Source organism: Mesorhizobium album, assembly GCF_033977205.1.
In the GTDB taxonomy this organism is placed as follows: Bacteria; Pseudomonadota; Alphaproteobacteria; order Rhizobiales; family Rhizobiaceae; genus Mesorhizobium; species Mesorhizobium album.
On the sequence record NZ_JAVIIW010000006.1, the window covers coordinates 126721 to 153669 of the forward strand.

Genomic DNA, 26949 nt, shown 5'->3' on the forward strand with positions numbered 1-26949 from the left:
GCCCCCCACCCGGACCTGCGGTCCGACCTCCCCACAAGGAGGAGGTAGGGGCTGGCGCTCTTGTTCCTACTGATGCGGAAATCGGGGGCGGCAAACCAATAGGCACAGGCGCTTGCTTGTTCATTTGCATCGCTGCCCGAAAACATGCAGACATGGCGCGGGTCGCGGGCGGAGCGGACGATGCGGGAGGGGACATGGCCGAAGTAGCAGTGCAGCGGGCAACGGGGCGCGGCATCTGGGGCTGGATGTTCTTCGACTGGGCGGCGCAGCCTTTCTTCACGGTCGTCACCACTTTCATCTTCGGGCCCTATTTCGTCTCGCGCATGGCGAGCGATCCGACCACTGGGCAGGCCGCCTGGGGCTACGGCATCGCCGCTGCGGGTCTGGTCATCGCGGTGCTTTCGCCGGTGCTCGGCTCGATCGCCGACCAGACCGGGCCGCGCAAGCCCTGGATCGCCTTCTTCGCGGCGATCAAGATCACCAGCCTCACGCTTTTGTGGTTCGCCGCGCCCGGCTCAAACCCCTTCCTGGTCGTGCTTTTGTTCTCACTCGCCTCGGTGGCGGCGGAATTCTCGACCGTCTTCAACGATTCGATGATGCCGCGGCTGGTCCCGAAGGAAGAGATCGGCAAGATCTCCAACGTCGCCTGGGGGCTCGGCTATCTCGGCGGCATGGTGGCGCTGATCTTCGTCGTGCTGTTCCTGGCCGGTAATTTGGAAACCGGCAAGACGCTCATCGGCCTCGATCCGCTGTTCGGGCTCGATCCGAAACTGGGAGAGGACGCTCGCTTCACCGGACCGATGTCGGCCGGCTGGTATTTCCTGTTCATCCTGCCGATGTTCTTCTTCACGCCGGACGCCACCAAGGGGCTTTCGATCGGCCCGGCGGTGCGCGAGGGGCTGCTGGAATTGAAGTCCACGCTCTTCGAGGTGCGCAAGCGCGCCGGCATCTTCCGCTTCCTCGTCGCCCGCATGATCTACCAGGACGGCGTCAATGCGGTGTTGGCGCTGGGCGGCACTTTCGCGGCCGGCATGTTCCACTGGTCGATCACCGAGATCGGTATGTTCGGCATCATCCTCAACGTCGTTGCCATCTTCGGCTGCTGGATCGCGGCGCGCCTCGATACGGCGCTCGGCTCGAAGGCCGTGGTTCTGATCGCCCTGGTCATGCTGTCGGTCGCTACGCTTGGCATCGTATCGACCGGACCTGGCTTCACGCTGCTCGGCCTGGCCCCGCTTTCGACCGCCGACTCGGGCGGCATGTTCGGCACCGCGGCCGAAAAGGCCTACATCCTCTACGGGCTGCTGATCGGTCTGGCCTTCGGGCCGGTGCAGGCTTCATCGCGCTCCTACATGGCGCGCAGCGTCACGGCAGCCGAATCGGGGCGCTATTTCGGCATCTATGCGCTGGCCGGGCGGGCAACCAGCTTCCTGGCGCCGTTCCTGGTCTCGACGATCACGCTCGCCAGCGGCTCGGCCCGGCTCGGCATGGCGGTGATCGCGCTGTTCCTCGGCCTCGGCATGGCGATCCTGGTCGGGACGCCCTATCCGGCGGACAAGCCGCAGGAGTAGGGCGCTTTCCTTCTCCCCCTGTGGGAGAAGGTGGATCGGCGCGCAGCGCCGAGACGGATGAGGGGTGTTCCAGCTTGGCAAACGCGCTCTTCCAAACGGCGCACGGCGACTGGATCACCAACGCCTCATTCCGTCCAGCACCCCTCATCCGTCGCCTTCGGCGACACCTTCGCCCACAAGGGGAGAAGGAAAGGGCGCTCAATGCCTGAAGTGCCGCACGCCCGTAAACACCATGGCGATGCCGTGCTCGTCGGCGGCGGCGATCACGTCCTCGTCGCGCATCGAGCCGCCTGGCTGGATCACGGCGCTAGCGCCGGCTTCGATCGCCAACAGCAGGCCGTCGGCAAAGGGGAAGAAGGCATCGGAGGCGACGACCGAGCCCTTGGTCAGCGGCTCGGCAAGGCCGGCAGCCTCTGCGGCGTCCAGCGCCTTGCGGGCGGCGATGCGCGAGGAATCGACGCGGCTCATCTGGCCGGCGCCGATGCCGACGGTGGCGCCGTCCTTGGCATAGACGATGGCGTTCGACTTGACATGCTTGGCGACGCGGAAGGCGAATTTGAGGTCGGCCAGCTCGGCCGCGGTCGGCGCGCGCTTGGTCACCACCTTCAGCTCGAGATCATCGACCACCGCATTGTCGCGGCTCTGGACCAGGAGCCCGCCGGCGACCGATTTCACCACCGTGCCGGCGGCGCGCGGGTCGGGCAGGCCGCTGGTGACCAGCAGGCGCAGGTTCTTCTTGGCCGCGACGATCGCTACGGCCTCGTCGGTCGCGTCGGGCGCGATGATCACTTCGGTGAAGGTCTTCACGATCTCTTCCGCCGCCTCGGCATCGAGGATGCGGTTCATGGCGACGATACCGCCGAAGGCCGAGACCGGATCGCAGGAAAGAGCCTTGGCATAGGCCGCCTTCAGCGTCGCGCCCTCGGCGACGCCGCAGGGATTGGCATGCTTGATGATGGCGATCGCCGCCGAGCGGGCCGGATCGAATTCGCCGACCAGCTCGAAGGCGGCATCGGTATCGTTGATGTTGTTGTAGGAAAGCTGCTTGCCCTGCAGCTGCCTGGCTGTGGCGACGCCGGGCCGCTTGTCGCCGGAGAGATAGAAGCCGGCGCTCTGGTGCGGGTTCTCGCCGTAGCGCATGACCTGGTCGAGGCGGCCACCGAAGGCGCGCCAGGTCGGATGCTCGATCTCCAGCGTTTCGGCGAACCAGCCGGAGATCGCCGCGTCATAGGTCGCGGTGCGGGCAAAGGCCTTGGCCGCCAGCTTCTTGCGGAAGTCGAGCGACAGGGAGCCCAGATTCATCTCCAGCGCGTTGAGCACTGCCGCATAGTCGTCCGGGTCGGTGACGATAGCGACATAGGCGTGGTTCTTGGCCGCGGCGCGGATCATCGCCGGACCGCCGATGTCGATGTTCTCGACGATTGAGGCGTAGCCGGCGCCGGAGCGGCGGACTTCCTCGAACGGGTAGAGGTTGGAGACGACGAGATCGATCGGCTGGATGTGGTGGTCGTGCATCGCTTTCGCGTGCTCGGGATCGTCGCGCACACCAAGCAGCGCGCCATGCACCGACGGATGCAAGGTCTTGACGCGGCCATCCATGATTTCTGGAAAGCCGGTCAGCTCCGAAACGTCGCGGACGGCAAGGCCGGCCCCGGCGATCTCCCTCGCGGTGCCGCCGGTAGAGACCAGCTCGACGCCGGCGGCGGCAAGCGCCTTGGCGAAGTCGACCAGGCCGGTCTTATCGAAGACGGAAAGCAGCGCGCGGCGAACCGGAACGAGGTCTGGTGCCGGAATGTTCTTGGCGGGGACGGCCATGGCAGGCGGCCTTTCAAGGCTGATTGGGAAACGTCCGCGGGCCGTAGCATATGAGGCCCGGAAATCAAGCGCGCAACTTGGGCTCGCTTTGGCTCAGTTGTTTTCGGGATAACCGGCGATGCCGGTGCGCGTCAGTTGCCAGTGCACCTCGGCGATCTCCGAGGCCTTGAAGGCAAGCACGATCTGGCGGGTGCGGCGAGGCCCGCCGAGCCCGGCGAAATAGATCGATTCCTCGACCTCCGGCACCACTTCCGCGCAGGTGAACACCCATGTGTCGCCTTGCGTGGCAGCGAGCATCAGGCGGTCCTGCTCGTCCTGCAGCAGGCTGATGTCGGGATGGATGTGGAAGCGCACGGTGACGAAATCGCGGCCGTTGTTGCGGATCGCGGCGCCCCCGGGGCGCAGGAAGCGGTCGCGGCCGGTAAGCACATTGCCGTTGGTGGTCAGCTTCAGCTCGCGCTCATGCAGGAAGCCGAAGCGCGCAACATAGCCGTCGTGGCGGGCGACAAAGCCGTGCACGCCCTTCTGGTCAATGCGCCTGCAGGGCACGTGCTGCGGACCGCCGATCAGCGGCGAGCCGAGCAGGTCGCTGACCCGCTGCGAATGGCTGAAGCGCGCTGAGGACGTATCGTTGATGGTGGCGGTCGAATGCGCGGCGGTGGCGCGGGCGAGCGGCCGGAATTCGGCGGCGCCATAGGTATCGATGCCGGCATTGACGATGAAGTGCTGGCGCCCGGAGGAGAGCTCGAAGGCGAGGCAGCCGGCATGTGCGGCGTTGGAGACGTCGAGCGGCGGCGGCAGGCCGGTATCGGCGATCACCGTCACGCCGCCCATCGACAGGCGCTCATACCCGGAATGCGGCGCATGCAGCAGCGGCGCGCCGACCGTGTCGTCGTGACGCAGGATGGTGGCGATGCGGTCTTGAATGGTGGCGCCCATGCCGTTGAAGCGGGCAAGGCTGCCGTCCTGGTGGCGGAAGAAGCGCAGCGCCGGCAGCATGCGGTCGATGGCGTTGATCAGTGCCGGCGGCGGCGCCTCGGCCTGGTTGGCATAGGTCTGGCGCAGCGGCAGAAGGTCGGCCAGCAATTCCAGCACCGTCATCGGGTTGCGCGAGATGTGGCCGCCGTCCGGCAGGATCTGGTGGTCGAGCTCCTCGGCAAGGTTGCGCGTGGCGGCACGCAGCGCCGATGCCGGCGCCGGCAGCGACAGCGCGGCGAAGGCCAGCGCGGTGCGGGCTCGCAGCCTGTCCTTGCCGTCCGGCATCTCGCGCGCCAGCGACCGCAGATAGCGGACCTGCATGGCGAGCGATTTCAGGAAGGCACGGTAGAAGGGAAACTCGGCGCCCTGCAGCACGATCGAGGAATGCTGCAGCCAGGCGATCACCCGCTTGGCCGTCGTGCCCGGCTCCCAGGCGACGCCGGATATCTGGTTGCCGTGCATGGCGATCCAGTCGGAGACCAGCGCCCGTGCGTTGGCGGCGGCGAGCTCGGTGCCGGCGGAGCGCATGTGGCGCAGCCAGCGGAAGCCGTGCAGCGACTTTTGCCAGCCGCGGCTGGGCACGTTGATCTGGAAGGGCGACTTGCCGCCGGTCTCGACCATATGGCCGGACAGCGGATAGCGGCCATAATAGATCTCGAGCGCGATCTGCGGATCGGCGAGCCTGAGATCCGGCGGCGCGATCAGGACGCGCTCGGGCGTGCGGCCGGAATAACGCCAGCGATAGATGGGACCGGCGCGCAGGCGCCGGCGCGCCTTGCGCCAGAACTCCTTCGCGACAAGCGTCCAAAGACGCGTCGTGCTGCCGGCAGCAAGTGCCAAAGCCCCTCCTGATTGTCCTCTTGCCCCAAGCACAAGCTTATATGATTCAAGAACTTATGCGAAGGCGGATTTCGCCGAAGTGAGGCACTTCACGCGCCGCCGGCGGGGGCGTCCCCAAAAAAGCAAGTCTTGTGGGATAATGTCTTAGCCGACCCTTCTCATCCGCGCCGCAAAGAAACCGTCCAGGCCAGAAATCCCTGGAACGCCCAGCGCCAAGTCGGCGGGCGTGGTGCGTAGCGTGCCGTCAGTCGTGAGGAACGGGTCGAGTCCTGCGAAATCGCCTGGTTGGATCGGATCGGCGATCACACCCGGTGTCTCGGCAAGGAAAGCGCTAAAAAGTTTCTCGCCCTCGATCGGGTCGAGCGAGCAGTTGGAAAAGACGATCCGTCCGCCGGGTCTGACGAGTGTTGCGGCGTGTGTGAGCAACTTCATCTGGAGCGCGGCGAGCTTCTCGACATCGGCCATGGTCTTTGTCCAAGGCACGTCGGGGTGGCGGCGCACGGTGCCGGTCGAGGAGCAGGGGGCGTCGAGAAGCACGGCGTCGAAAAGCTCCGCCGGCCGGTAGTCGAGCAGGTCGGTCTGCACCAGCTCCGCCGCCAGGCCGAGGCGCTCGAGATTCTGCTTCAGCCGCGCCAGCCGGTTCTTCGAGGTGTCGACGGCGGTGACGTTCGCGCCGGCATGGATGAGCTGCGCCGTCTTGCCGCCGGGCGCGGCGCAGATATCGGCGACGCGCTGCCCCTCGATGTCGCCGAACAGGCGAGCGGGCAGGCTTGCCGCCGCGTCCTGCACCCACCAGGCGCCGTCGGCGAAACCGGGCAGATCGGTGACCGAGGACTGCAGCTTCTCGACGCGCACGGTGCCGGTCGGCAGCACGATGCCGCCCAGCTTCTCGGCCCAGAGGTCGGGGTCGGCTTTGACGGTGAAATCGACCGGCGCCTCATGGCGATGGGCGGCAAGGATGGCGCGCGCCTTGTCGGTGCCGTAGGCGGCGGTCAGCCGCTCGGAGAACCATTGCGGCGCCTCGCTGGTCGCGGCAAGCGCCGGCGCCAGCTCGGCGTCTTTGGCGCGAGCGAGCGAGCGCAGCACGCCGTTGACGAGGCCGGAGAAGCGCAGCGTGCGCGGATCGGACTTGGCATGGGTGACGGCAAGGTCGACGGCGGCGCTGTCGGGGATGTCGAGAAACAGGATCTGTGCCGCTGCGACATGCAGGATGTGCGAGAGCGCAGTGGCATTGGGTGGCAGCGGCCTTTCCAACCGCTTGGCCAGCAGGCCGGCAATTGTCATGCGGTGACGCAAGGTCGTGACCAGGATGGCGCGCACCAATGCGCGGTCTCGGGCATCGAGCGCCTTGTATTGCGGATGGCCGTGCTCGTTGTCGGTCAGGCCATCGAGCGGGGTATGCGCGTCGAGGACGGCGGCGAGCAGGCGCGCGGCCGCCTTGCGCGCGGCAAGGCCGGCGACATCCGGTGTCTGGCTTTGAAGCGGCTTCATCGGGTGAATGTTCGGTTAGCCAAATCAAGGACGGCACCGACAAAGGCATCTTTATTCCCTGCCGGGGAAGACAGCATCAGATAATCACTCTCTACAAGGCTAAGGTAATGGGAAATTTGGCCCGCAGATGCGCCTTCGACAACGAGACGCATGACCTGCTGGAGGTAGCTATCATACTCATCTTCTGGAAGGGGCTGAAATCCGAGCTCGTCGGACGTTGGAACGTTCGACATAGGTATGCCGATGGGGTTCCAGTGCTTGGCGCAAAGTAGGCGCATTTCCTCCAGCTGGATTGACCCGCTTTCCCTCTGTGCTCCGCTCAAGACCAGGGACCCTTGCGCCCGGCATTGCGCGGTCCGGTCGGGTTGCGGCCCCACGGATTGGGTCTTGGCCGCGCCGGTTCGGTTGGCGTGGCCTTGCCCCACGGCCCAGCCGGCGGCTCATCGGCCGCAGCCGGCGCCGGTGCCTCGCGCCGCGCAGGCTGCGCTGCACCGCCCATCTCGCGCGCCATCTGCTGCAGGGCGGCGATGCGGTTCTCGGTGCTAGGATGTGTCGAAAACAGATTGTCCATGCGCTCGCCGTGAAGCGGGTTGATGATGAAGAGATGCGCCATCGCCGGATTGCGCTCGGCGTCCGGGTTGGGAATGCGTTCGGCGCCGCGCGCGATCTTGTCGAGCGCCGAGGCCAGCCACAGCGGTCGGCCGCAGATCTCGGCGCCGCGCCGGTCGGCCTCGTATTCGCGGGTGCGGCTCACCGCCATCTGCACGATCATGGCGGCAAAGGGCGCCACCAGCATGGCCACCAGCACGCCGACGAAGCCGAACGGGTTGTTGTTGTCGCGGCTGCCGCCGAAGAAGAAGGCGAAATTGCCGAGCATCGAGATCGCGCCGGCGAGCGTCGCGACGATCGTCATGGTGAGCGTGTCGCGATGCTGCACATGCGCAAGCTCATGCGCCATCACCGCCGCGACCTCCTCGTCCGAAAGTTGACGCAAGAGGCCCGTCGAGGCCGCCACGGCGGCATTCTCGGGATTGCGGCCGGTGGCGAAGGCATTGGGCTGCGGCGTATCGATCTTGTACACTCTTGGCATGGGCAGGCCGGCGCTTCGGGCGAGGCCCTGCACGATCCGGTAATATCTGGGGTCGCTCCTTTCGTCGACCTCGAAGGCGCCGTTCATCGACAGCACCATCTTGTCGGCATTCCAGTAGCTGAACAGGTTCATGCCGGCGACGATCAAAAGCGCGATCATCATGCCGCCCGTGCCGCCGATCAGAAAGCCGACGCCCATGAATAGTGCCGTCATCGCGGCAAGAAGCATGGCGGTGCGAAGCGTGTTCATCATCTCATCCGTCTGGCGTGGTGGCGAATAGGGGTCGATCCTGCCCTTGCCATGGCTATATGATGGGAAAGGCCGGCCCCCGTTTCAATCGGCCCCCTGTTTTAATCGGCAAGAGATATCGCATGACCGAACAGCTCAGCAAAACCGAAGCCGCCGCCGCAGGCGACAAGCCGCAAAAGAGGCTGACGCCGGCTGCCGAACGCGCGCTGGCGGAGGCTGAGGCAAGGCGCCGCACGTATCGCCAGGCCGAAGCTCAATTGCCGAAAGAAGTCGGCGGCCGCGGCGGCAAGGAACCCGGCCGCTACGGCGACTGGGAAGTGAAGGGTCTTGCCAGCGACTTCTAAGAGGAATTCCTAAGAGGACTAGGCGGCGTCGCGTTGCGGCTCGACGACCATCCAGCCATGGTCGTCGAGAGCAATGCCAAGCGCGTCGTAAGTGGCGATGCTGGCGTGCGGCGTCACAATCGGATGGACGTGCGTGGCGCTGATCACCATCACCGAGGCGCCGGAAGCTTCGCCCGCCGCGATACCCGCAGGCGCATCCTCGAAGACAAGGCAATCGCGCGCCTCGACGCCGAGACGCTTTGCCGCCAAAAGGAAGCAGTCCGGCGCCGGCTTGCCGCGGGTCACGTCCTCGGCCGAAACCATCATGGCGGGAACCGGAATCCCGGCTGCCTCAATGCGCAGCAACGCCAGTTCGCGCGGCGCGGACGTGACGATCGCCCAGCGCTCGGGCGGTAGCGATTGCAGAAACGCCACCGCGCCCGGGATCGGCACGATGCCGTCGAGGTCGGCCGCTTCGGCCTTGAGCAACGCATCGGCCTCCGCGATCGGATCGACGCCGGGAAGCTTGAGCGCGGCGATTGTCTCCCGCGCGCGCCTGCCGTGGATCGTCGGCAGGAAGCTCGCGACGTCGAGGCCATGGCGATTTGCCCACTTAGTCCACACACGTTCCGCCGCCGCGATCGAGTTGAGCACCGTGCCGTCCATGTCGAAAAGGAAGGCGCCGAACTTTCTGCCTGCGAACATCTGTTACCTTGGGATCGTTTCGGGGAGGCGCGAAGCGCGATTGCACCGTAGCTTCGCCGGTGGCGTGTGGAAAGGGCAGGGGCCGGCATTTCCGCCCACCGCGGGAACGTCCGCGCCGATGCCGCCGTAAGCCGCGCAGTCTTGGGGACACGCGCTGGCAGTCGACCATGCGTGAAAGGAAAAGGCCGCCGCTTCTTGACGAAGCAGGCGGCCTTCCGTGTTTCCGTCCATGACGCGGCTCATGGCGGCGACCCTTCGGGTCACCCGCCGCGCTTCTCGCGCCTTAACGGGAAGACTGCTTCCCGGAAGTGCAATCCGCTGAGCTCACGTTATGGAAAACGAAATCACTCGACATCGGATCACCTCCTTTCGATTGGTTGAACACGGCCCAAAGAATGGGGTGCGTCGCGGCAAATGACAAGGTGCCGCGACGGAATGGCCAAGCGGGAAATCCTCGCAGTAGTGCATTTGCGCAACAGATCGGGATTGCGGTCCCAGGGTCAATTGGACGACAGTGCCTCGAGCAAGCGAGCGTATTCGACGCATCGGGAGGTGGGAATGAATGCCGCCGACAGGGCCGCACGGATCGTGCGAACGGTCGTCGAGACGCTGAAGCCCGGCTTTGCGGTCAGGCTGTGGACCGGCGAGCGGATCGGTCCCGCCGAGGGTCCGGTGCTTGCCATCAACGACCAGGACATCGTCTGGCAACTGGTTCGCCGGCCGACCTTCTCGACGCTGGTCGAGATGTGGATCTCCAAGACCGTCGACATCGAAGAAGGCACGCTGTTCGATTTCTACGCCGTGCCGTCCCAGGGCAAGCTCAAAACGAAGCTCAGATCATTACCGAAGATGGCGATCCTGCGCGACCTGCCGATGGTGTTGTTTTCGCGCAAGCAGATGATGGCGCGCACCGACCTCTCCGGGCGCAATCCTTATGTCAGCGGGTCGAACAAGGAAGCGATCCAGCACCACTACGACATCTCGAATGCCTTCTACCGGCTCTTCCTCGACGAGCGCATGGTCTACAGCTGCGGCTATTTCAGGGATTTCGCCAACGGCATCGATCAGGCGCAATTCGACAAGCTCGATCATATCTGCCGCAAGCTCAGGCTGAAGCCTGGCGAAAGGCTACTCGATATCGGCTGCGGCTGGGGCGCTATGCTCATCCATGCCGCGAAGAACTACGGCGTGGTCGGCCACGGCGTCTCGCTGTCGCAAGCCCAGACGGACCTTGCCCGCGAGCGCATCCGGGCCGAGGGTCTCGAGGACCGGATCACCATCGAGATAAAATCCTATACCGAACTCTCCGGCACTTTCGACAAGATCTCGTCGATCGGCATGTTCGAGCATCTGGGTCTCGCCAACCACGATGCCTATTTCTCGGCCGTCCATCGCCTGTTGAAGCCGGGCGGCATTTATCTGCACCATGCCATCACCAGGCGCAGCAAGGGCGACATCCGCAAGACGTTGCGCAAGGGGCCGGAATACAAGGCGCTGATCAAATACATCTTCCCCGGCGGAGAGCTCGACACGATCGGCATGACGCTCGGCAATCTCGAGGCGCATGGCTTCCTCGTCCATGATGTCGAGAACCTTCGCGAGCATTATCAGCGCACCTGCCGGCTCTGGGCCGAGCGGCTCCATGCGCGCTTCGACGAGGCGGTCGCCGAGGTCGGCGAGGCGAAAGCGCGGCTTTGGCTGCTCTATCTCACCGGCTGCTCGATCACCTTCGAACGCGCCTCGGCGCAGATTTTTCAGACCGTCGCCACCAAGCGTGCGCGGGGGCCGAGCGGCCTGCCGCCGACGCGTGCGGATTTGTATCGGTAGGGCGAAGGTAGGTTAGACGAGGCGCACCTCTGCGCCGACCTCGACGCGGGCCGGCCGGTCGACGGTGCAGTAGACGCCGAGATTATGGGCGTTGTGGCGCACCAGGTTGCGCAGGATGCCGGGGTCGTTGTCGAAGCCGTCCTGGGCAATGATGGTGAAGCCGCAGCGGCGGCAGGGCTCGCAGATTGTGAGCAGCAGATCGCCGACCGCGAGCTTGCGGCCGATCCATTCCGTCTCCGGGAAAGAGCCTTCGACCGGCTCCATGTCGACGACGATGTTGGGGCGGAAGCGGCTCGGATCCGGCACGCCTTGCGGATGCAGCGCCTTCAGCCGGGCCAGCGAGGCGGTGGTGAGCAGGTGGATCGGCGTCCTGATGTAGCGCTCGACGGTCAGCGGGCCGGCATAGCCCGCCGCGTTCTCGCGGAAGTACGGCCGGATCGAGGCCTCGAAGCCAAGGAATTCGGACACGGCGCGGTCGCTTTCAGGGCCGGGCGCCGGCAGCCAACCGCCGCCGGGCACGGCGACCTCAAGCCGGCGGTCTTCGCTGAGCCGCGAACGGATCAGCGGCACCTTGTGCCATTTCGAGTCCCGGTCCGGCCGGGCGATTTCGTTGTCGGAAGCATCGACCAGTCCGAACAGCCGGTCGCCGTCGACAGTTGATGTGCCGACAGAGATGGCGTCGAGACGCTCGCCGGCGAGCGAGCTCGCCGGATAGCGCCAGAGCTGGGCGACGGTGCCGAACGCCGCCTGGCCGGTCATACGGCCCTTTTGTTCTGCCGGTTGGCGACGAGGTCGTTGACCACGGCCGGATCGGCCAGCGTCGAGGTGTCGCCGAGCGCGCCGTAATCGTCCTCGGCGATCTTGCGCAGGATGCGGCGCATGATCTTGCCCGAACGGGTCTTCGGCAGGCCGGGCGCGAACTGGATCTTGTCGGGCGTGGCGATGGCGCCGATCTCCTTGCGGACATGGGCGACCAGCTCCTTGCGCAGATCTTCGCTCGACATCGTGCCGGCCATCAGCGTGACGTAGCAGTAGATGCCTTGCCCCTTGATGTCGTGCGGATAACCGACAACAGCGGCCTCCGAAACCTTGTCGTGGCTGACCAGCGCCGACTCCACTTCCGCCGTGCCCATGCGATGGCCCGAGACGTTGATCACGTCATCGACGCGGCCGGTGATCCAGTAATAGCCGTCTTCGTCGCGGCGGCAGCCGTCGCCGGTGAAGTACTTGCCCTTGTAAGTGGTAAAGTAAGTCTGCACGAAACGGTCGTGGTCGCCATAGACGGTGCGCATCATCCCGGGCCATGCATCGATGATGCAGAGATTGCCGTCAGCCGCCCCTTCGAGCACCTTGCCCTCACCATCGACCAGCTGCGGCCTGACGCCGAAGAAGGGGCGCGTCGCGGAACCCGGCTTGAGGTCGGTGGCGCCGGGCAGCGGGGTGACCAGGATGCCGCCAGTCTCGGTCTGCCACCAGGTGTCTACGATCGGCACCTTGGCGTTGCCGACGACGTTGAAATACCACTCCCAGGCTTCCGGGTTGATCGGCTCGCCGACCGTGCCCAGCACGCGCAGCGACTTGCGCGAGGTCTTCTTCACATGGGCGTCGCCGGCGCCCATCAGCGCGCGCAGCGCCGTCGGCGCGGTGTAGAAGATGTTGACCTGATGCTTGTCGATGACTTCCCAGAAGCGCGACTGCGACGGGTAGTTCGGCACGCCCTCGAACATCAGCGTCGTGGCGCCATTGGCTAAAGGTCCGTAGACGATGTAGCTGTGGCCGGTGACCCAGCCGACATCGGCGGTGCACCAGAAGATGTCGCCGTCATGGTAATCGAACACATACTGGTGCGTCATCGAGACATAGACGAGATAGCCGGCGGTGGTGTGCAGCACGCCCTTCGGCTTGCCGGTCGAGCCCGAGGTGTAGAGGATGAAGAGCGGGTCCTCCGCCTTCATCTTTTCCGGCTTGCACTCGGCCTTAACGGTCGCGGCCTCGTCGTGGTACCAGACGTCGCGACCCGGCACCCAGCCGGTCTTGCCGCCGGTGCGGTGCACGACAATGACCTTCTCGACCTTGGTGCCGGCCTTGGCGGCGATGTCGATCGCCTTGTCGGTGTTGTCCTTCAGCGGGATCGGCTTGCCGCCGCGCAGGCCCTCGTCGGTGGTGACGACGACGGTCGACTTGCAGTCGTCGATGCGGCCGGCGAGAGCGTCGGGAGAGAAGCCGCCGAAGACGACCGAATGGATGGCGCCGATCCGCGTGCAGGCAAGCATCGCATAGGCCGTTTCCGGGATCATCGGCATGTAGATGGTGACGCGGTCGCCCTTCTTGACGCCGTGCTTCTTCAGCACATTGGCGAAGCGGCAGACATGCGCGTAAAGCTCGTTATAGGTGATCTTCCTGTCATCGTAAGGATTGTCGCCCTCCCAGATGATAGCGGTCTGGTTGCCGCGCTTCTTCAGATGGCGGTCGATGCAGTTGTAGGAAACGTTGGTTTGGCCGTCCTCGAACCACTTGATCGAGACCTTGCCCTCGAAAGAGGTGTTCTTGACCTTGGTGAAGGGCTTGAACCAGTCGATGCGCTTGCCGTGCTTGCCCCAGAACTTGTCCGGGTTCTTCACGCTGTCGGCATACCATTTGAGATAGGTGTCGTTGTCGATCAGCGCGTTCTTCTTCCACGCCGGCTGGACGCGGTGGACTTGGACATCGGACATTCTTTGCTTTCCTCCCAAAACCGTCCCGTCGGCTTGACCGCCAACGGTCTCACGGCGATGCGACCGCGAAATTCGCGGCATTATTAACAGTTCCGCGCCGACGGCAACATTAGACGTTGGATTCGGGTGGCGGGATGACGCAGGGGCATCGCTGAATGCTGTCAGCACTCGCCATCCGCCGCTGCTAACCAACTGTTTTGGCGAAGGAAAAGCCGATTGCTATCAGCAAAAATCAATAGACAGTTAAGCAACTGAGCGCAGAATCGCGCGTTGGGAGCATAGGAGATCGATCCTAGGGGCCGCAAAATGCATGACCATTTCGAAATGGACCTGGTGCTCAGGGGCTATGGGCTGACCACGGCCAAGATTCTCTATCACTTGCCCGATCACCCGCACCTGCTGCAGAGCTACATCTGGCAGGACTACGACATCGCGCCAAAGTTTCCGGTGCTGATCCGCTTCATCGAGTTCTGGAAGACCAAGCTCGACGGCCCGCTGCACTCGGTCACCTACACACACCAGAAGCTGATCGCGCCGAACGAGTGGCGGAAGGTGGACGGGGAATTTCTGGTTCACTAGGAGCAGTGGCGCAGAAATTTTGACGGACAGTTTGGTACGGTTCGCTTGCGTTGCGACTAGCGAAAACGTCCATCGCTTCGTCATCCTCGGGTCTTCGCGACGCCGCTTCGCGGCTGCTTCGCCCGTGGATGACGAAGCTCGGAGGCTGAGGCTAATCCCAAATGTTCACGATCGCCCTGATAGGGACGGTCGCGACATAGTCACACCGCCGGCGGGTTGAGTCGGGTGAAACCTTCCTGACGTCGATAGGGGAAGTACGGATAAGGCGCGGTCACCGCGCTTGCCGCGTCGAGCGCCTTCATTTGCTCCGGCGTCAGCGTCCAGCCGACGGCGCCGAGGTTCTGTCGCAGCTGCTCCTCGTTGCGCGCGCCGATGATCACGGACGACACGGTCGGCCGCCGCAAGAGCCAATTGATGGCGACCTGCGGCACGGTTTTTCCGGTCTCGGCGGCGACGGTTTCCAACGCATCGACCACTTTGAAGAGATGCTCGTCCTCGACCGGCGGGCCGAAGCTTGCGGTATCGTGCAGCCGGCTTTTTTCCGGCAGCGGTTGGCCGCGGCGGATCTTGCCGGTCAGCCGGCCCCAGCCGAGCGGGCTCCACACTAGCGCGCCCACACCCTGGTCGAGGCCGAGCGGCATCAGCTCCCACTCATAGTCGCGCCCGACCAGCGAGTAATAGACCTGATGCGCGACATAGCGCGGATAGCCGTGCTTTTCGGCAAGACCCAGCGATTTCATCACCTGCCAGCCGGAGAAGTTGGAAACGCCGACATAGCGCAGCTTGCCCGCGCGCACGAGGTCGTCCAGCGTCGACAGCACCTCCTCGATCGGCGTCGCCGCGTCGAAGGCATGGAGCTGCAAGAGGTCGATATAGTCGGTGCCGAGGCGCCTCAGCGCCGCATCCACGGACCGGATCAGACGCGAGCGCGACGAGCCGTAGTCGGCCGGCCCTTCGCCCATCGGCAGCGCGGTCTTGGTCGAGATCAGCACGGCGTCGCGGCGGCCCTTGATCGCCTCGCCCAGCACTGCCTCGGAAGCGCCGTTCGAATAGACGTCGGCCGTGTCGAAGAGATTGACGCCCGCCTCCAGGCAGATGTCGACCAGCCGGCGCGCTTCGCTCGCATCGCTGTTGCCCCAATGGCCGAACAGCGGTCCCGAACCGCCGAAGGTTCCGGTGCCGAAGGAAAGCGCCGGCACCTTCAGGCCGGAAGCGCCAAGACGTCGATATTCCATGATCGTTCTCCTTGGATGTCGAAACGAAGGTGGGGTGATCAGCACCGGGCCGCGGCCGGCGCGGCGATCGGGCGGCCGCGCTCGAAGCGCAGCGCCAGAAGCACAACGGGCAGCGCCGCTAGTGGCACCAGGCCGGCGACCAGGGTGACGGCGCCGAGACCGGGGCCATGGTCGATGACGAAGCCGCCGAGCCAGGCGCCGATCGCATTGCCGAGGTTGAAGGCGGCGATGTTGAAGGACGAGGCGAGGCCCTGGCCGGCGCCCTTGGCCTTCTCCAGCACCCACATCTGCAGCGGGGCAACGGTGGCGAAGGCGGCCGCGCCCAGCAGGCCGACGGCGATCATCGCCGCGACCGGCTGGTGGATGGCGGCGGTCATAACGAACAGCACGGCCGAGAGCGCGACCAGCGTGCCAATGACCGTCGGCACCAGATGCCGGTCGGCGAGGCGTCCGCCAAGCAGGTTGCCCGCCACCAGCCCGGCGCCGAAGACGAGCAGGATCGGCGATACGGCGGCTTCGGAAAAGCCGCTGATCCGGGTGAGAATCGGCGCCAGATAGGTGAAGGCGGCAAAGACGCCGACCCAGCTCAGCACCGTGGTCAAAAGGCCGAGCAGCACCGGCCGGCGGCCAAGCGCGGCAAGCGCGCCTTCGGTGCTCTCATCCTCGCTCGCTGCAGCGTCGCGCGGCACCAACAGCGCTATCACGGCAAAGGCAATGACGCCGACGAGCGTGACGGCCAGGAAGGTCGAGCGCCAGCCATAGGCCTGGCCGAGCCAGGTGCCGAACGGCACGCCGAGGATGTTGGCGACGGTGAGGCCGGTGAACATCAGGGCAATCGCCGAAGCCTTCCGGTTGGGCGCGACAAGGCTGGTGGCGACGACCGAGCCGACGCCGAAGAAAGAGGCATGGGCGAAAGCGGTGAGCACGCGCGCCGCCATCAGCGTCCAGTAGTCGGGCGCCAGCGCACAGGCGAGGTTGCCGGCTGTGAAGACCACCATCAGGGCAAGCAGCAGCGTCTTGCGCTGCAGGCGGCCGGTGAGCGCGCCGAGCAGCGGCGCGCCGATAACGACGCCCAGCGCATAGCCGGAAATGAGCAGGCCGGCGGCCGAGATCGAGACGCCGAGATCGGCGCTGACGTCGAGCAGCAGGCCCATGATGACGAATTCGGTGACACCGATGCCGAAGGCGCCGGCGGTGAGGGCATAGAGGGCAAGTGGCATGACGGTGATGTGTCCGGTTGATCTGGAAGGACGCCAGTCGCGCGACCCGACCGCGAACATCGTGATCCGCCAAGCTGTGAACCAGCCTTGTATCAGGCACATTTTCTGTGAAATAGATTCACGAATGGCGAGACCTGAAATCAATCGTTCCGGCGAGATCGAAGTGTTCGTCCGCGTCGTCGAGGCGGGCAGCTTCTCGGCAGCGGCGCGGGCGTTGCGCATGACGCCTTCGGCGGTGAGCAAGCTGATCGCGAGGCTCGAAGCGCGGCTTGGCGCGCGCCTCATCAGCCGCTCGACGCGGCGGCTGCAACTGACGCCGGAAGGGGCCGCCTTCCACGACAATGGCGTGCGCATCCTGGCCGACCTCGATGCCGCCGAGCGCGGCGCGGCGGCGGGCGCCGCGCCGCGCGGCACGCTAAGGGTCAACTCTTACGTGCCTTTCGGCCAGCACCGGCTGATGCCGCTTCTGCCACGCTTCCTCGAACGCTATCCGGAGATTTCGGTCGAGGCGGTGCTGACCGACAGTGTCATCGACCTATTGGAAGAGCGCGCCGACGTCGCCATTCGCGCTGGGCCGCTTCGCGAGTCGCGGCTGGTGGCGCGCAAGCTCGGCCAGAGCCGGATGGTGGTGGTCGCGGCGCCCTCCTATCTCGAAGCGCTCGGCATGCCGCGCACACCGGCCGATCTCAACCGTCACAATCTGCTCGCCTTCGGCTTCGCGCGGCATATCGATGGCTTGCCTTTCATCGACGCGAATGGCGCGCCGATCGTCGTCCCGGTTTCCGGCAACGCGACGGTCAGCGACGGCGAGGCGATGCGGCTGGCCGCGTTGGCGGGAGCAGGCATCGCGCGCCTGGCGCGCTGGCATGTCGAACCCGATATTGCCGCCGGGCGGCTCGTGCAGTTGCTGGAAGAGTTCAATCCCGGCGACGAGGAGCCGACGCACGCCGTCTATATCGGCCAGGGCAAGCATCTGCCGGCGAGGGTGCGGGCCTTTCTCGACTTTCTCGCCGAGATGGTGCGCCTCTAAAGAACAAGCCGCGCACCCAGGGGAGGCGCGGCTTGCGAAAGTTTGACCCGTGTCGGGACAACTACGCCTTCGGCAGGAAGGGCGCCGGGCGGCGGCCGGCGCCCTGCCGCTCCAGCATCCAGCCGGGATATTCGGAGGGCAGCGCGCTCACCTCGTCGAGCCTCGCCAGATCTTCGGCGTCGAGCTTCAATCCGGTCGCGGCGAGGTTCTGCTCTAGCTGGTCCATGCGGCTGGCGCCGATGAGGACGCTCATCACGAAGGGCTTGGCCAGCACATAGCCCAGCGCCACCGTGGCGACGCCGACATGGTGCTTTCTGGCGATCTCGCGCATGACGGCGACCGCCGCCCAGGCGCGGTCCTCGTTGACCGGCGGGAAGTTGAAGGAGGCGCGGCGGCCTTCGCCATTGCCAGGCGCGCCCGGGCCGTATTTGCCCGAGAGCAGCCCGCCCGCCATCGGCGACCAGACCATCAGGCCGAGCTTTTCCTCGTTGAGGAGCGGCACGATCTCACGTTCGAGATCGCGGCCGGCGATCGAATAATAAGACTGCACCGTTTCGAAGCGGGCATAGTCCTTGCGTTCGGCGATACCGAGCGCCTTGGCGATGCGCCAGGCCTGCCAGTTGGAAACGCCGACATAGCGGACCTTGCCGCTGGAAACGAGGTCGTCGAGCGCCCTCAGCGTCTCGTCGATCGGCGTCACCGTGTCGGTGCCGTGCAACTGGTAGAGATCGATGTGATCGGTCTGCAGCCGCTCCAGGCTGCCGTCGACCGAATCCATGATATGGCCGCGCGATGAGCCGCGCTGGTTGGGGCCTTCGCCCATGACGCCGTGCACCTTGGTGGCGATGATCACGTCAGAGCGCTTGACGCCGAGATCCTTGAGCGACTGGCCGAGCAGTCGCTCCGATGCGCCGAAGGAATAGACGTCGGCGGTGTCGAAGAAGTTGACGCCGGCGGCGATCGAGCGGCCGACGATCTCGTTCACGCCCTTCTGGTCGAGGCTGGCGATCAGGCCCCATTGGGCGTTCTCGCCGGCGGTGCCGAAGGTCATGGTGCCGAGGCAGAGTTCGGAGACGAACAGGCCGGTGTTGCCAAGCTGATTGTAACGCATGGTGAGATTTCCCGAGAAGGATTGGGTTGTGTCTGAATGACAAGTCTGTCTGATTGACACGAGGGAAATAGGAACGGCCCGTTTCGTTTCAAGTGCCGGTGCTACGAAATCACCCCGCTGACGGGACTGGTAACGAGATCGTGACGAAGGGCGGGATCAGCTCTCCACGAGAGCAAGGATAGCGAAGGCCGTCATGCCCAATGCGACGGCGGCAAGAGGCAGGAGAATTTCGATCGTCGCGGTGCTGGCCTTCACCGGATGCTCGCCGGTGTCGAATTCGCCTGCGATCCAGTCGGGAAAAGTCTTGACCCTGCCGGGACGGCTGAGCCGGTGGTGGCGCCAGACGCGGCCGGCGATGGCCGGCAGCGCCACCGACATCACGATGAAACCCGTCACGACGAAAAGCAGATATTCGTCATAGCCGCCGGCGAAGCCGACCCAGGCCGATAGCGCATAGCAGGCCGCAAGCCCGACCATGGCGTAGTAGACCCATCGGTGCAGTCCGCGGGAGACCTGCTGGTCGTGTCTGATTTCCTGGTCGTGGCGTGCGCGGGTCATGGAGACCTACTTTCGTTGAAAGGAGCCGCTCGCTCGTTCCTCACCCGCAGCTAGAGAGCCAATCCAGCGGCGCAATGCGGTGGTGTGACGCGCCTGCTATAAGCATTTGTGTTTCAAAGGAATTGCGAGCCAAAGCCGCCATACACTTTTCTGGAAGTTGGATGGTGCCTGCGTCGACAAATCCCGTATTGTCGGGCCTAGGCTCGGCCGCCAAAGATCGCGGTGCCGACCCGGACGCTGGTCGCGCCAAAGGCGATCGCGGTTTCGTAATCGCCGGACATGCCCATCGAGAGTTTTTCGACACCGGCCTCGCGGGCGATCTTTTCCAAAAGGGCGAAATGCGGGCCGGGATTCTCGTCGGCCGGCGGAATGCACATCAGCCCTTCTATGGCGAGGCCATGAACCTCTCGGCAGCGCTTGACGAAGGCGACCGCCTCGCGCGGCTCGATGCCGGCCTTTTGCGGCTCGGAGCCGGTGTTGACCTGGACATAGAGCTTTGGCGAACGGCCCTGCCTGGCCATCTCCTTCGCCAGCTCGGCGGCGATCTTCTCGCGGTCGACCGTCTCGATGACGTCGAACAGCGCCACCGCTTCCTTGGCCTTGTTGGACTGCAGCGGGCCGATCAGGTGGAGCTCGAGATCGGGAAATGCCTCTTTCAGCGCCGGCCATTTGCCTTGAGCTTCCTGCACGCGGTTCTCGCCGAAAAAGCGCTGGCCAGCCTCGATCACGGGACGAATGTCTTCGGCCGCAAAGGTCTTCGACACCGCAACCAGCATCACCGCGCCAGGCTCACGCCCGGCTTCGCGTTCGGCGTTCGCGATGCTTGCCTTGACCGCGTAAAGCTGTTCGACGGCACTCGTCATGCCCATATCCTGCCTATAGTTTTAGCGCCGACGCCGGATCGCCGCAGTTGACGGGTCCGGCAATCCATGGTGAACACCGCGACGACATTTCTCGGCTGCCGGCCTTGTCCGACGCCGCGCACCCGCTTTTAAGTGAAAAACATCCTATGGCAACCGAACGATACAATCCGCGCACCTCAGAGCCCAAATGGCAGAAGGCCTGGGCCGAAAAGAAGCTGTTCGAGGCCAGGAACGACGACCCGAAGCCGAAATACTATGTGCTCGAGATGTTCCCCTATCCGTCGGGGAAGATCCATATCGGCCACACGCGCAACTACACGATGGGCGACGTCGTGGCACGCTACAAGCGGGCCAAGGGCTTCAACGTGCTGCACCCGATGGGCTGGGACGCCTTCGGCATGCCGGCCGAGAACGCGGCCATGCAGAACAAGGTCCACCCCAAGGACTGGACCTATGAGAACATCGCCGTCATGCGCGAGCAGCTCAAGATGATGGGCCTGTCGCTCGACTGGGCGCGCGAGTTCGCCACCTGCGATGTCGACTATTACCATCGCCAGCAGATGCTGTTCCTCGACTTCGTCGAGAAGGGGCTGGTGACGCGCAAGTCCTCCAAGGTCAACTGGGACCCCGAGGACATGACGGTGCTCGCCAACGAGCAGGTCATCGACGGCCGCGGCTGGCGCTCGGGCGCGCTGGTCGAGCAGCGCGAGCTGACGCAGTGGTTCTTCAAGATCACCGACTATGCGCAGGACCTGCTGGATTCGCTGGGCGAGCTCAACGAATGGCCGGAAAAGGTCAAGCTGATGCAGCACAACTGGATCGGCCGCTCGGAAGGCCTGCTGATCCGCTGGCCGCTGGCCGCGCCAGTCGGCGATATGGATGAGCTGGAAGTCTACACGACCAGGCCGGACACCATCTTCGGCGCCTCCTTCATGGCGGTGGCCGCCGACCACCCGCTGGCCAGGAAAGCCGCCGAAAGCAATCCGGCGCTGACCAAGTTCATCGACGAGGTCCGCCACATGGGCACCTCGGTGGCCGCGCTTGAGACGGCCGAGAAGAAGGGTTTTGATACCGGCATCCGCGTCGTGCACCCCTTCGACGACAGCTGGACGCTGCCCGTCTATGTCGCCAATTTCGTGCTGATGGAATACGGCACCGGCGCCATCTTCGGCTGCCCGTCCGGCGACCAGCGCGACCTCGACTTCGCCAACAAATACGGCCTGCCGGTGATTCCGGTGGTGATGCCGGAAGGCGAAAATCAAGGAAGCTTCCAGATCATCGAGGAGGCCTATGACGGCGACGGCGTGATGATCAACTCGCGCTTCCTCGACGGCATGAAGCCGGAGAAGGCGTTCGACGAAGTGGCGAAGCTCCTGGAACAGAAGACCATCGGCGGCCGGCCGATGGCGGAGCGCAAGGTGAATTTCCGCCTGCGCGACTGGGGTATCTCGCGGCAGCGCTACTGGGGCTGCCCGATCCCGATGATCCACTGCGAAGCCTGCGGCGTGGTGCCGGTGCCGAAGGCCGACCTGCCGGTCAGGCTGCCCGACGACATCGAGTTCGACCGTCCGGGTAATCCGCTCGACCGGCATCCGACATGGCGGCATGTGAAGTGCCCGCAATGCGGCGGCGACGCGCGGCGCGAGACCGACACGATGGACACCTTCGTCGACTCGTCCTGGTATTTCGCCCGTTTCACCGCGCCCTGGGCCAACGAGCCGACCGAGCCGAAGGCCGCCGACGACTGGCTGGCGGTCGACCAGTATATCGGCGGCATCGAGCACGCGATCCTGCACCTGCTCTATTCGCGCTTCTTCACCCGCGCCATGCGCGAGACCGGCCACCTCAACCTCGCAGAGCCGTTCAAGGGACTGTTCACGCAGGGCATGGTGGTGCACGAGACCTACCGTGTCGGCGGCCCGTCGACCAATGGACGCTGGCTGTCGCCGAGCGAGGTCAGGATCGAGGATGTGGGCGGCAAGCGCCGCGCCATCGAGATCGCGACCGGCGAGGAAGCGACAATCGGCGCGCTCGAGAAGATGTCGAAGTCGAAGAAGAACACGGTGAGCCCGGAAGAGATCACCGACGGCTACGGCGCGGATACCGCCCGCTGGTTCATGCTGTCGGACTCGCCGCCAGAGCGCGATGTCGAATGGACGGACGAGGGTGCCGCCGGCGCTCATCGCTTCGTGCAGCGCGTCTGGCGCCTGGTGCAGATCGCCGCCGAGCAGCTCAACGGCGTGATGCCCGCCGCGGCGAAGGAGGGCGAGGCGGGCACTGTCTCCAAGGCCGCGCACAAGATCCTGAAGGCGATCGGCGAGGACATCGAGAAGCTCGGCTTCAACCGCGCGATCGCCCGTATCTACGAGCTTGCCAACGTTTTGACCGCGCCGCTCAACGATGTCGCCGAAGGCAAGGCCGACGCTGCGCTGAAAGGCGCCAGCCGCGAGGCCGTGGAGATCCTGGTGCATGTGATCGCGCCGGTGATGCCGCACCTGGCCGAGGAATGCTGGGAGACGCTGGGCGGCACCGAGATGGTCGCCGAACGGCCGTGGCCGGTCTACGATCCGGCTCTGGTGGTCGACAACGAGATCGTGCTGCCGGTGCAGGTCAACGGCAAGAAGCGCGGGGATTTGACAATTGCCCGCGACGCGGACCAAGGTGCCGTCGAAAAAGCAGTGCTGGCTCTCGACTTCGTGCAAAAAGCGCTCGATGGTAAGGCCCCGCGCAAGGTGATCATCGTCCCGCAGAGGATCGTCAATGTCGTTGCCTGATCCGGAAAAGTCAGAGGCGGCACGCCTGCTCGGCCGCGTGGCGGTCTGCGGCCTGATCGCCTCGCTGGCACTGGTCTCGGCCTGCACGGTGCGGCCGCTCTATTCCAGCGCGCCGCTTGTCGCCGGCTCGCAGGTCGGCGCCGCCTCCGAGCTGGCATCGATCTCGATCAAGCCTGTCGGCACGCGCTACGCCCAGCAGGTGCGCAACAATCTGATCTTCGCTTTCGGCCAGGGCTCGGGCGAGCCTGCATCGCCTGCCTATACGCTCGACCTCGGCGTCAGCGAGCTGGTCGAGTCGGCGGCCATCGTCCAGGTGCAGACCGAAGAGGACGAGCCGACGGCCGGCACCGTGACGCTCACCGCCAATTATGTGCTGAGGGATGCTGCGACGGGCACGGTGGTCGCGGTCGGCAAGCGCTCGATCCCGTCGTCCTTCGACCGGCCGCGCCAGGAGTTTGCCGCCTACCGGGCGCAGATCGACGCCGAGAACCGCGCCGCCCGCGAACTCGCCGATCTGCTCAGGCTGGCGATCGCCCAGGACTTGGCCAAGCACGGCAAGAAGGCCTAGTTCCTCAAGGACACAGGGATTTTGAAAGGTTGCAGGCTTGTCGGCGGGCAAGATTTTCACCGTTCGTCTCGGTGGAATCAGCGCAAGCGCTGGGGATTGGCTGAAGCCTCCCCAACCTCGTCATCCCAGGGCGAAGCAGGAGCGTAAGCTCCGTCGCGGAGACCCTGGGATCCATGCCGTTACCTTGATCGAAGGGTGCAGCGGAGCAGAATTCTGCACCGTTGCAACGCTCGTATTTCACGGAATGGATCCTCGGGTCTGCGCCGCGTCGCGTCGCTCCTTGCTTCGCCCGAGGATGACGATCGCGATGGACGTTCCGACCAATCGCCAAGGCATGCGACCTGCCAAGGCATAGGCACTTTGCCACGAAAAAAGGCCGGTTGCCCGGCCTTCTTCGCTACTCAGTAGCTTTTGCCTTGCGCAATTCCGGACGGAAAATCGTTATACACCTTTCCTGGAATTGCCCCAGCCTCAGAAAATCTTCTGGCCGGTCTTGGCCCAGTCGGCGAGGAAGGCGGCAAGGCCCTTGTCGGTGAGCGGATGGTTGACCAGCGCCCGCAGCGTCGCCGGCGGCGCGGTCACGACATCGGAGCCGATGAGCGCGGCCTGCTTGACGTGGTTCACTGTGCGCACCGACGCGGTCAGGATCTCGGTCTTGAAATCGTAATTGTCGTAAATGGTGCGGATTTCCGAGATCAGTTCCATGCCATCAGCGCCGGTGTCGTCGATGCGGCCGACGAAGGGCGAGATGAAGGAGGCGCCGGCCTTGGCCGCGAGCAGCGCCTGGTTGGCCGAGAAGCAGAGCGTGACGTTGACCATGCGGTTCAACTCGGTGCGGATCGTCTTGCAGGCCTTCAGCCCGTCCAGCGTCAGCGGCACCTTGATGCAGACATTGGGCGCGATCTTGGCCAGCGCCTCGGCCTCGGCCATCATGTCCTTGAACTCGGTGGCCACCACCTCGGCCGAGACCGGGCCTTCGACGATGTCGCAGATCTGCTTCGTCACCTCGGAGATCTTGCCGCCAGATTTCAGGATCAGCGAGGGGTTGGTGGTGACCCCGTCGAGAAGCCCCAGATCGTTCAGCTCCTTAATCTCCTTGATGTCGGCGGTGTCGACAAAAAACTTCATGGCGGTCTCCTTGGGGATTTCATGGTGCCGGTCAGGCACGTTCGAGAGTCACCCTTTGATCTAGAGCAAAGTCGGGGCAAGGTCACGCCTCATGATGGAAGATTCGCCCTTTGTCGCGGCCGCACCGGTGCTGGTGCCGATGCCGGCCGAACGGCCCTATACCTATGCCGTGCCGCAGGGCATGCGCGTGGTGCCGGGCTCGATCGTGCGCGTGCCTTTGGGGCCGCGGCAGGTGGCCGGCATCGTGTGGGACGCCGTCGTCGAATCGGTCGATCCGAAGAAGCTCCGGCCGATCGAGGAGGTCTTCGACTGTCCGCCGATCGACAAGGCCATGCGCCGCTTCGTCGACTGGATCGCGCATTACACGCTTTCCGCGCCCGGCATGGTGGCGCGCATGCTGCTTCGTGTGCCGGAGGCTTTCGATCCGGAGCCCTGGATCGAAGGGCTGCAGCGCACGCTTGCCGAGCCCGACCGCCTGACCGACGCACGGCGGCGGGTGCTGGCGACGGCGGAAGGCGGCCTTGCCTGGACGCGATCGGGGCTTGCACATGCGGCGGGCGTCTCCTCGACGGTCATCGACGGCTTGAGGGCGCAAGGCGTGTTCGAGACGGTGATGATCCCGCCAAGGCCTGTGGTCGCGGCGCCCGATCCGGAGCACGCCGTGCCGCAACTGATGGCGGACCAGAAAGCGGCCGCCGACAAGCTGCGCGCCGCCATCTCCGCCGACGTCTTCAACGTCACGCTGCTCGACGGCGTCACGGGATCCGGCAAAACGGAAGTCTATTTCGAAGCGGTGGCGGCCGCACTCGACAAGGGAAGGCAGGTGCTGATCCTGCTGCCGGAAATCGCGCTCACCCATGCCTTCCTCGAACGCTTCCAGGACCGGTTCGGCGCCAAGCCGGCGGAATGGCATTCGGACCTGCCGCCAAGGATGCGCGAGCGCGTCTGGCGGCAGGTGGCGGAAGGCGGCGTGCGCGTCGTCGCCGGCGCGCGTTCGGCACTGTTCCTGCCGTTCAAGGAACTCGGCCTGATCGTCGTCGACGAGGAGCACGATCCCGCCTACAAGCAGGAAGACCGCGTCTTCTACAATGCGCGCGACATGGCGGTGGTGCGCGGCCATATAGGGGCTTTCCCGGTCGTGCTCGCATCGGCGACGCCGTCGGTCGAAAGCCGGGTCAATGCCAGCCAGGGCCGGTACAACAGAGCCGTGCTGTCGTCGCGCTTCGCCGAAGCGGCGCTCCCCGACCTGAAGTCGATCGACATGCGCCGCTCGCCGCCGGCGCGCGGCGGCTTCCTGTCGCCGGTCCTGCTGGAACACATGCAGCGCACGCTGGAGAGACAAGAGCAGTCGCTGCTCTTCCTCAACCGGCGCGGTTATGCGCCGCTGACGCTCTGCCGCGTCTGCGGCCATCGCTTCGGCTGCCCGGTTTGCTCGGCCTGGCTGGTCGAGCACCGTTTTCGCGGCCAGCTCGTGTGCCATCACTGCGGCCACAACGAGCGGCGGCCTGAGGCCTGCCCGGAATGCGGCACGCTCGATCACCTGGTGGCCTGCGGGCCGGGCGTCGAGCGCATCGCCGAGGAAGTTGTCGCGCATTTCCCCGAGGCGCGCACCATCGTGCTCTCGTCCGACCTTTTGGGCGGCGTGCGCCGGCTGAGGCTCGAACTGGAAGCCGTCGCCAATGGCGAGGCCGACATCGTCATCGGCACGCAGCTCGTCGCCAAGGGCCACAATTTTCCGGGCATGACGCTGGTCGGCGTGGTCGATGCCGATCTCGGTCTCGCCAATGGCGACCCGCGGGCCGCCGAGCGCACATTCCAGCTGCTCAGCCAGGTGACCGGGCGCGCCGGCCGCACCGGCAAGAAGAGCCTCGGCCTCTTACAGACCTATCAGCCCGACCATCCGGTGATGCGCGCGATCGTCTCGGGCGATTCGGAAGCCTTTTACGAGCGCGAGATCGCCGAGCGCGAGCGGGCGGCACTCCCTCCCTTTGGCCGGCTCGCCGGTATCATCGTCAGTGCCGCCACGCGCGGCGAGGCCGAAACCCACGCGCGCGGCCTGAGGCGCGCCGCGCCGACCGCCTCCGATATCTTCGTGCTTGGGCCGGCCGAAGCGCCACTGTCGCTGATCGGTGGCCGCCACCGCTTCCGCCTCCTGGTGCAGGGCGAACGGCGCGCCGACATGCAGGGTTTTATTCGCGCCATGCTGGCGGACGGGCCGAAGCTCCGAGGCTCGGTGCGCGTGCAGGTCGACATCGACCCGCAAAGCTTTCTGTGAGCTTG

General features: G+C 65.2%; 22 protein-coding genes. 8 read left to right on the forward strand and 14 right to left on the reverse strand.

The annotated features are described in order from the left end of the window. Positions 1 to 194 precede the first annotated feature (194 nt). Positions 195 to 1571, forward strand: a complete 1377-nt coding sequence (locus RFN28_RS07435) for an MFS transporter (RefSeq protein WP_320286720.1) — start codon at positions 195 to 197, stop codon at positions 1569 to 1571. Between the two features lie 198 nt (positions 1572 to 1769). Here RFN28_RS07435 and purH read toward each other — a convergent pair whose 3' ends face one another. The 5 genes from purH to htpX all read right to left on the reverse strand — a co-directional run bounded on the left by purH (position 1770) and on the right by htpX (position 8034). Beyond that, positions 1770 to 3386, reverse strand: coding sequence for a bifunctional phosphoribosylaminoimidazolecarboxamide formyltransferase/IMP cyclohydrolase (purH, locus tag RFN28_RS07440; RefSeq protein ID WP_320286721.1), 1617 nt, complete (start codon positions 3384 to 3386; stop codon positions 1770 to 1772). Between the two features lie 93 nt (positions 3387 to 3479). Beyond that, complete coding sequence (locus RFN28_RS07445) at positions 3480 to 5204, reverse strand: heparinase II/III family protein (protein WP_320286722.1); 1725 nt, start codon at positions 5202 to 5204, stop codon at positions 3480 to 3482. A gap of 144 nt (positions 5205 to 5348) precedes the next feature. Then, positions 5349 to 6695, reverse strand: a complete 1347-nt coding sequence (locus tag RFN28_RS07450; RefSeq protein ID WP_320286723.1) for an RsmB/NOP family class I SAM-dependent RNA methyltransferase — start codon at positions 6693 to 6695, stop codon at positions 5349 to 5351. Beyond that, positions 6692 to 7018: a hypothetical protein gene (locus RFN28_RS07455; protein ID WP_320286724.1), complete on the reverse strand. Its 327-nt coding sequence runs from the start codon at positions 7016 to 7018 to the stop codon at positions 6692 to 6694. Before RFN28_RS07455 ends, RFN28_RS07450 begins: the two co-directional genes overlap by 4 nt. Then, positions 7015 to 8034, reverse strand: a complete 1020-nt coding sequence (htpX, locus tag RFN28_RS07460; RefSeq protein ID WP_320286725.1) for a zinc metalloprotease HtpX — start codon at positions 8032 to 8034, stop codon at positions 7015 to 7017. The genes RFN28_RS07455 and htpX overlap by 4 nt, the downstream gene beginning before the upstream one ends. A gap of 122 nt (positions 8035 to 8156) precedes the next feature. Between htpX and RFN28_RS07465 the strand changes: the two genes are divergently transcribed. Continuing rightward, positions 8157 to 8378: a DUF1674 domain-containing protein gene (locus RFN28_RS07465; RefSeq protein WP_320286726.1), complete on the forward strand. Its 222-nt coding sequence runs from the start codon at positions 8157 to 8159 to the stop codon at positions 8376 to 8378. Between the two features lie 18 nt (positions 8379 to 8396). Here the strand turns inward: RFN28_RS07465 and RFN28_RS07470 are convergent, their stop codons facing one another. Then, positions 8397 to 9062 (reverse strand): HAD-IA family hydrolase, encoded by a 666-nt coding sequence (locus tag RFN28_RS07470; protein WP_320286727.1) that lies wholly within the window; start codon positions 9060 to 9062, stop codon positions 8397 to 8399. A 558-nt stretch (positions 9063 to 9620) separates the two neighbouring features. Between RFN28_RS07470 and RFN28_RS07475 the strand changes: the two genes are divergently transcribed. Beyond that, on the forward strand, positions 9621 to 10889 hold the full coding sequence (locus RFN28_RS07475; protein ID WP_320286728.1) for a class I SAM-dependent methyltransferase: 1269 nt from the start codon (positions 9621 to 9623) through the stop codon (positions 10887 to 10889). A gap of 12 nt (positions 10890 to 10901) precedes the next feature. Here the strand turns inward: RFN28_RS07475 and RFN28_RS07480 are convergent, their stop codons facing one another. Beyond that, positions 10902 to 11648, reverse strand: coding sequence for an MOSC domain-containing protein (locus RFN28_RS07480; RefSeq protein ID WP_320286729.1), 747 nt, complete (start codon positions 11646 to 11648; stop codon positions 10902 to 10904). Further along, positions 11645 to 13603, reverse strand: coding sequence for an acetate--CoA ligase (gene acs / locus RFN28_RS07485; RefSeq protein ID WP_320286730.1), 1959 nt, complete (start codon positions 13601 to 13603; stop codon positions 11645 to 11647). The genes RFN28_RS07480 and acs overlap by 4 nt, the downstream gene beginning before the upstream one ends. A 306-nt stretch (positions 13604 to 13909) precedes the next feature. Here acs and RFN28_RS07490 point away from each other — a divergent pair, with 306 nt between their 5' ends. Next, entirely contained in the window at positions 13910 to 14182 is a 273-nt protein-coding gene (locus RFN28_RS07490; RefSeq protein ID WP_320286731.1) for an usg protein, read from the forward strand. Between the two features lie 200 nt (positions 14183 to 14382). Here the strand turns inward: RFN28_RS07490 and RFN28_RS07495 are convergent, their stop codons facing one another. Further along, positions 14383 to 15417: an aldo/keto reductase gene (locus tag RFN28_RS07495; protein ID WP_320286732.1), complete on the reverse strand. Its 1035-nt coding sequence runs from the start codon at positions 15415 to 15417 to the stop codon at positions 14383 to 14385. 38 nt (positions 15418 to 15455) lie between these two features. Then, positions 15456 to 16637 carry an MFS transporter gene (locus RFN28_RS07500; protein ID WP_320286733.1) on the reverse strand — a complete coding sequence of 394 codons (1182 nt, stop codon included), beginning with the start codon at positions 16635 to 16637 and terminating at the stop codon, positions 15456 to 15458. Between the two features lie 124 nt (positions 16638 to 16761). On the opposite strand from RFN28_RS07500, the gene RFN28_RS07505 reads away from it, so the two are divergent. Next, a complete protein-coding gene (locus tag RFN28_RS07505; protein ID WP_320286734.1) occupies positions 16762 to 17667 on the forward strand; it encodes a LysR family transcriptional regulator in 906 nt (301 codons plus the stop codon). Between the two features lie 61 nt (positions 17668 to 17728). Here RFN28_RS07505 and RFN28_RS07510 read toward each other — a convergent pair whose 3' ends face one another. From RFN28_RS07510 to RFN28_RS07520, 3 genes are all read right to left on the reverse strand, one after another. Next, positions 17729 to 18778, reverse strand: coding sequence for an aldo/keto reductase (locus RFN28_RS07510; RefSeq protein WP_320286735.1), 1050 nt, complete (start codon positions 18776 to 18778; stop codon positions 17729 to 17731). Positions 18779 to 18934: 156 nt separating this feature from the next. Continuing rightward, positions 18935 to 19336, reverse strand: a complete 402-nt coding sequence (locus RFN28_RS07515) for a hypothetical protein (protein WP_320286736.1) — start codon at positions 19334 to 19336, stop codon at positions 18935 to 18937. A 197-nt stretch (positions 19337 to 19533) separates the two neighbouring features. Beyond that, a complete protein-coding gene (locus tag RFN28_RS07520; RefSeq protein WP_320286737.1) occupies positions 19534 to 20199 on the reverse strand; it encodes a YggS family pyridoxal phosphate-dependent enzyme in 666 nt (221 codons plus the stop codon). Between the two features lie 146 nt (positions 20200 to 20345). On the opposite strand from RFN28_RS07520, the gene leuS reads away from it, so the two are divergent. Next, positions 20346 to 22973 (forward strand): leucine--tRNA ligase, encoded by a 2628-nt coding sequence (gene leuS / locus RFN28_RS07525; protein WP_320286738.1) that lies wholly within the window; start codon positions 20346 to 20348, stop codon positions 22971 to 22973. After that, positions 22960 to 23541, forward strand: a complete 582-nt coding sequence (locus RFN28_RS07530) for an LPS assembly lipoprotein LptE (protein ID WP_320286739.1) — start codon at positions 22960 to 22962, stop codon at positions 23539 to 23541. The genes leuS and RFN28_RS07530 overlap by 14 nt, the downstream gene beginning before the upstream one ends. A gap of 471 nt (positions 23542 to 24012) precedes the next feature. Here RFN28_RS07530 and fsa read toward each other — a convergent pair whose 3' ends face one another. Then, complete coding sequence (gene fsa, locus RFN28_RS07535; RefSeq protein ID WP_320286740.1) at positions 24013 to 24669, reverse strand: fructose-6-phosphate aldolase; 657 nt, start codon at positions 24667 to 24669, stop codon at positions 24013 to 24015. A gap of 91 nt (positions 24670 to 24760) precedes the next feature. Between fsa and RFN28_RS07540 the strand changes: the two genes are divergently transcribed. Continuing rightward, positions 24761 to 26944: a primosomal protein N' gene (locus RFN28_RS07540; protein WP_320286741.1), complete on the forward strand. Its 2184-nt coding sequence runs from the start codon at positions 24761 to 24763 to the stop codon at positions 26942 to 26944. Positions 26945 to 26949: the final 5 nt, after the last annotated feature.

Bases quoted from the DNA above. Each gene is read 5' to 3' on its own strand.
- RFN28_RS07470 (WP_320286727.1), bottom strand. From the start codon at position 9,062: ATGTTCGCAGGCAGAAAGTTCGGCGCCTTCCTTTTCGACATGGACGGC.
- RFN28_RS07495 (WP_320286732.1), bottom strand. From the start codon at position 15,417: ATGGAATATCGACGTCTTGGCGCTTCCGGCCTGAAGGTGCCGGCGCTT.
- RFN28_RS07520 (WP_320286737.1), bottom strand. From the start codon at position 20,199: ATGACGAGTGCCGTCGAACAGCTTTACGCGGTCAAGGCAAGCATCGCG.
- RFN28_RS07480 (WP_320286729.1), bottom strand. From the start codon at position 11,648: ATGACCGGCCAGGCGGCGTTCGGCACCGTCGCCCAGCTCTGGCGCTAT.
- leuS (WP_320286738.1), top strand. From the start codon at position 20,346: ATGGCAACCGAACGATACAATCCGCGCACCTCAGAGCCCAAATGGCAG.
- purH (WP_320286721.1), bottom strand. From the start codon at position 3,386: ATGGCCGTCCCCGCCAAGAACATTCCGGCACCAGACCTCGTTCCGGTT.
- RFN28_RS07450 (WP_320286723.1), bottom strand. From the start codon at position 6,695: ATGAAGCCGCTTCAAAGCCAGACACCGGATGTCGCCGGCCTTGCCGCG.
- htpX (WP_320286725.1), bottom strand. From the start codon at position 8,034: ATGAACACGCTTCGCACCGCCATGCTTCTTGCCGCGATGACGGCACTA.
- RFN28_RS07505 (WP_320286734.1), top strand. From the start codon at position 16,762: ATGGCGAGACCTGAAATCAATCGTTCCGGCGAGATCGAAGTGTTCGTC.
- RFN28_RS07490 (WP_320286731.1), top strand. From the start codon at position 13,910: ATGCATGACCATTTCGAAATGGACCTGGTGCTCAGGGGCTATGGGCTG.
- RFN28_RS07510 (WP_320286735.1), bottom strand. From the start codon at position 18,778: ATGCGTTACAATCAGCTTGGCAACACCGGCCTGTTCGTCTCCGAACTC.
- fsa (WP_320286740.1), bottom strand. From the start codon at position 24,669: ATGAAGTTTTTTGTCGACACCGCCGACATCAAGGAGATTAAGGAGCTG.
- RFN28_RS07465 (WP_320286726.1), top strand. From the start codon at position 8,157: ATGACCGAACAGCTCAGCAAAACCGAAGCCGCCGCCGCAGGCGACAAG.
- RFN28_RS07435 (WP_320286720.1), top strand. From the start codon at position 195: ATGGCCGAAGTAGCAGTGCAGCGGGCAACGGGGCGCGGCATCTGGGGC.
- RFN28_RS07475 (WP_320286728.1), top strand. From the start codon at position 9,621: ATGAATGCCGCCGACAGGGCCGCACGGATCGTGCGAACGGTCGTCGAG.
- RFN28_RS07500 (WP_320286733.1), bottom strand. From the start codon at position 16,637: ATGCCACTTGCCCTCTATGCCCTCACCGCCGGCGCCTTCGGCATCGGT.
- RFN28_RS07515 (WP_320286736.1), bottom strand. From the start codon at position 19,336: ATGACCCGCGCACGCCACGACCAGGAAATCAGACACGACCAGCAGGTC.
- acs (WP_320286730.1), bottom strand. From the start codon at position 13,603: ATGTCCGATGTCCAAGTCCACCGCGTCCAGCCGGCGTGGAAGAAGAAC.
- RFN28_RS07540 (WP_320286741.1), top strand. From the start codon at position 24,761: ATGATGGAAGATTCGCCCTTTGTCGCGGCCGCACCGGTGCTGGTGCCG.
- RFN28_RS07530 (WP_320286739.1), top strand. From the start codon at position 22,960: ATGTCGTTGCCTGATCCGGAAAAGTCAGAGGCGGCACGCCTGCTCGGC.